Origin of the sequence: Megasphaera sp. DJF_B143, assembly GCF_900320625.1 — a bacterium.
GTDB classification, from domain to species: Bacteria; Bacillota; Negativicutes; order Veillonellales; family Megasphaeraceae; genus Megasphaera; species Megasphaera hexanoica.
This window is the reverse complement of the sequence record NZ_ONTA01000061.1, coordinates 1-4,257: the sequence shown is the minus strand read 5'-3', so window position 1 is coordinate 4,257 and position 4,257 is coordinate 1. Positions and strand designations below refer to the sequence as shown.

Below are 4,257 nucleotides of genomic sequence, written 5' to 3'. Positions count from 1 at the left end.
TTTTATTTCGTTTCCTCTTGACAATGTAAGTGTAACATAATGCTCATCCTTTGTATAATACGTATCAATCGTGCTATTACATAGTTTAAAACTATATAAATTCAAGACAAAAAACTGCACTCTCTCATGGCAGAGTGCAGTTAATAGTTGTTTATTACATTATACGGTATAATACCGGTACGTACCATCAATTTCCCGACGAATCAGTTGCCCGTGGTGGAGCAGGTATTCAATATGGGCCAGCGTTTCTCCCATGGCAAACCACTTCTGGGTCGGTGGGAATTCGGCCCACGACCTGCCCCGCATAGACCAGGAAAGGCAGGGGGCTAGTTCAAAGGCCGTCGCTCCTGGATGCGCGGCGGCCGCCTGCAGCACTTCATCGAGACGGCTGGCATGATGCCTCCTTAGCGCATCGATACGGCTGGCAATAGACGTATCTCCTTTGCGATGTCCCGGCAAGGCCAGCCGTACAGGCAGATCATATACCTTATCCAGGCTCTGCAGATACCGTTCCAGCGCATCAGGCATATGATACCAGTATTGAATATTCGGCGTAATATCAAAGAGAATATGGTCACTGGTAAATATAATTTCTTTGTCCGGTATATACAGGCAGCACAGGCCTTTTGTGTGGCCCGGCGTATGAATGACCTGAAACTCCGTACCAGCCAGCAGTATCCGTTCCCCATCGTGCACAGTCTGTACTGTAAAAGACGGGTCCGGCGAATATTTCCGTGCCTGATTGGAAAATTGATTCTTTATATCTTGCGGCGGCATTCCTTCGACCATAAATTTTTCCTCCGCATATCGCCAGGTGCTGCCATCAGTCGAATCGACGAGATACTGATAGTCATCATGATGCATGAAAATCCGGCTTCCCGCCCGGGCAAAATCTCCCACAAGCCCCGTATGATCGGCATGGAGATGCGTCAAAAATAAATCGGTCCGCGCCAGGTCAACACGGAGGCTGTCCAATCCAGTAAACAGCGCTTCCCGGCATTCCGGCCGGTTAAATCCCGTGTCAATGACTAAAAACCGGTCTCTGCCACGTACGACATAGGAATTCAGATATCGCAGCGGATTGTTTGGCAGTGGTACTTCAATGCGGTATATATCCGGTTCCGCACATATATGTTCAATCATCATATAAAGCTCCTTATCTCTGAAATATTATTTAATTATAACACAAAACACCAGAAACACGGATAACCTGCAGCTATCCGCATTTCTGGTGTTTTGTCCTGCATAAAAGAGCGTCAACAACTTTACCGTCAGGAATACAAAAAAATAATAACACGATGCAAAATACACAACTAATATAAAAATATAAAAAACTAAAACCTTACCAATCCCCCTACAAAAATACTCCCCCATGCCGCTGTGCGGCACTTATCACGAACCGATGTAAATCTACGCATTGTTTCTTTTTCAGGAAGCTTTTGCATACCCCCATATGCCACCATTCTCACTGCCCCCACAGTTTGTCCGGCCGGCTCCCTGTGCCATTTGATCTCCCCAGATGCAATGGCATCTCTTTCCCTGTCTGCAATAAAAAAGGCCCCTGCTGCATGTCCTATGCAACAGGGGCGAAGTATCGCGGTACCACCCTGATATTATACTCAGTGTCTTACCAGACATTCCCTAACGCGGAATCACGTCTATGCCTCCTGTTTCTCTAGAAAAAAATTCGACATAGCTGCTCCCGGGCGAAGTCGGATATACGGATCATCTCCCGGCTCTCAGCAACCGCCGGTTCTCTGTCAGAAAATACCAATCATACCCTTTACCCAATCATAGCATTTTGTGGCATCTATTCTTTAAAATATATGCCTATAGGAAAGATTGAATACATTATCTATGAAAAATCATTCCCTGTCAAGGCTTTTATTTCAGTTTTTCGCCACATTTCTTAAATTAAACGTTTAATCAGTGTGTTTTTTCTTATTCTTTTTTCTTCCGGGGATTAAAACGGTTCATTCCCTTATCCACGCCCAATTTCAGGCAGCCCAGAATGGCGTCTGCGGCTTTTTTGAGCCCTTCTTCATATTCTGGTACCAATTCGTCTGGAAAAGGCGTCAGAACGTGATCTACGACATCATGATGGGGCAATGGACGGCCTATGCCTACACGGAACCGGATAAAACGTTCACAGCCATGAGCCAGAAGACTCTTGATTCCATTGTGTCCCCCGGCACTGCCACTGGTCCGGATACGCAGCCGGCCTACGGGCAGATCCATATCGTCATATATGACATATACATCGGTTTCATCCAGTTTGTACCAACGCATGAGCGGGCCTACAGCAGCCCCGCTGTTATTCATATACGTCTGCGGTTTGACCAGCAATATCTTTTCACCGTCATCCATCGCCTGGGCTACCAGGGCATCCATCTGACTCCGCCAGACCGTAACGCCAAGGCGTGATGCCAGTTCGTCAATGACGCGGAACCCCGTATTATGCTTCGATTTTTCATATTCCCGGCCCGGATTGCCCAGGCCCACTATCATGTGCACCTTCGTACCTGCCTCTTATTTGTCAAACAGACGGCTGACCGATACATCGTGGAAAATACGCATGATTGCTTCGCCGAGAAGCGGTGCCACAGAGAGAACTTTGATTTTATCAATCTGTTTTTCTTCCGGAAGAGGAATCGTATTCGTAATAATCAGTTCCGTAATAACCGAATTCTTAATGCGGTCCACCGCCGGATCTGTAAGGACGGCATGGGCACAGGCTGCATACACACGGGCAGCACCCATTTCTTTCAGTGCCTTGGCACCACCGCACAAGGAACCTGCCGTATCGACGATATCATCGACGAGAATACAAGTCTTGCCTTTGATGTCACCGATGACATTCATGACTTCGGCAACACCCGGACGGGGGCGGCGTTTTTCAATGATTGCAATAGGCGCATTGACGCGGTCAGCCAGGTCACGGGCACGGGTTACCCCGCCAAGGTCCGGAGAAACGACGACGATATCGCCCATATCACATTCTGCTTTCTTTTGATTGATATATTTAGCAATGATAGAAGCAGAGCCGAGATGATCGACAGGAATATCGAAGAATCCCTGAATCTGTCCGGCATGAAGATCCATCGTAACCACCCGGGTAATGCCGGCAGTCGTCATCAGGTCAGCAACCAGTTTGGACGTAATCGGTTCGCGGCCACGGGTCTTGCGGTCCTGACGGGCATATCCATAATACGGCACAACTGCCGTAATGTGACGGGCCGAAGCACGTTTCAGCGCATCTGCCATAATCAGCAATTCCATCAGCGTATCATTGGCAGGCTGACATGTCGGCTGAATGACGAAAACATCCTTGCCGCGGACACTTTCATCAATCATAACCTGAATTTCACCGTTGTTGAATTTGCCGACAAAAGCCTTGCCCAATTCCAGGCCAAGGTAGTCTGCAATTTCTTTTGCCAGTTTCGGATTGGCATTACCTGTAAAAATTTTCAGCTTTTTCCCGTCTTCGTAACTCATGGTGAGCCTCCTAATTAAGTAGTGAAATATAATAACAGCAGTACCGATGGAACTTACTGATTATTTCTTATATGTATCGTCTTTTACCCAGCCTTCGATATTACGCTGTCTGGCCCGGCCCACAGAAAGAGCTTTGGCCGGAACATCTTTGGTAATCGTCGAACCAGCGCCGACATAAGCATAAGCACCAATCGAAACAGGCGCTACGAGATTGCTGTTGCATCCCACAAAGGCGTGATCGGCAATCGTCGTGCGATGTTTGATTTTGCCATCATAATTGACGGTAATCGTTCCGCAGCCGATATTGACGCCACTACCGACATCACTGTCGCCAATATAGCTCAGGTGCGGCAGTTTGGTACCATCGCCGACGTTTGAATTCTTTACTTCCATATAGTTGCCAACCTTGACATGATTGCCGATCACCGTATTGGGACGGAAATGGACAAAGGGCCCGATTTCACATCCATCCTTAATCTGACAATCATGGGCATAGGTAAACTGTAAATGATCGTGGGACCCCATTTGTACGTTCGTCATGCGGACGTACGGCCCGATCTGGCAATCTTCACCGATAACGGTATTTCCTTCCAGAATTGTTCCCGGATACAAGACCGTATCCCGGCCCACTACTACCGTCGTATCTACATAGGTATTGGCCGGGTCGATAATAGAAACGCCTTCAGTCATCAGCTCATCAAGTTTACGGCTGCGCAGGACCTGTTCGGCCGCTGCCAGCTGTTGACGGGAATTGACACCCAG

3 protein-coding genes, 1 pseudogene and 1 other annotated feature are annotated in these 4,257 nt (G+C 47.8%); all 4 genes and pseudogenes read right to left on the bottom strand.

The genetic code is table 11. From position 1 onward, the window contains the following. Positions 1 to 159: 159 nt before the first annotated feature. Entirely contained in the window at positions 160 to 1,146 is a 987-nt protein-coding gene (locus tag DBO31_RS01810; protein ID WP_234995353.1) for an MBL fold metallo-hydrolase, read from the bottom strand. 433 nt (positions 1,147 to 1,579) lie between these two features. Further along, positions 1,580 to 1,804 (bottom strand) — a binding site (T-box leader). Positions 1,805 to 1,941: 137 nt separating this feature from the next. Continuing rightward, complete coding sequence (pth, locus tag DBO31_RS01805) at positions 1,942 to 2,508, bottom strand: aminoacyl-tRNA hydrolase (protein ID WP_059076581.1); 567 nt, start codon at positions 2,506 to 2,508, stop codon at positions 1,942 to 1,944. Between the two features lie 21 nt (positions 2,509 to 2,529). Next, the gene (locus tag DBO31_RS01800) at positions 2,530 to 3,495 is read right to left on the bottom strand and encodes a ribose-phosphate pyrophosphokinase (RefSeq protein WP_059076580.1); all 966 of its coding nucleotides are present in this window, start codon (positions 3,493 to 3,495) and stop codon (positions 2,530 to 2,532) included. A gap of 60 nt (positions 3,496 to 3,555) precedes the next feature. Continuing rightward, a pseudogene (gene glmU, locus DBO31_RS01795) lies at positions 3,556 to 4,257 on the bottom strand (bifunctional UDP-N-acetylglucosamine diphosphorylase/glucosamine-1-phosphate N-acetyltransferase GlmU); the annotation flags it as partial.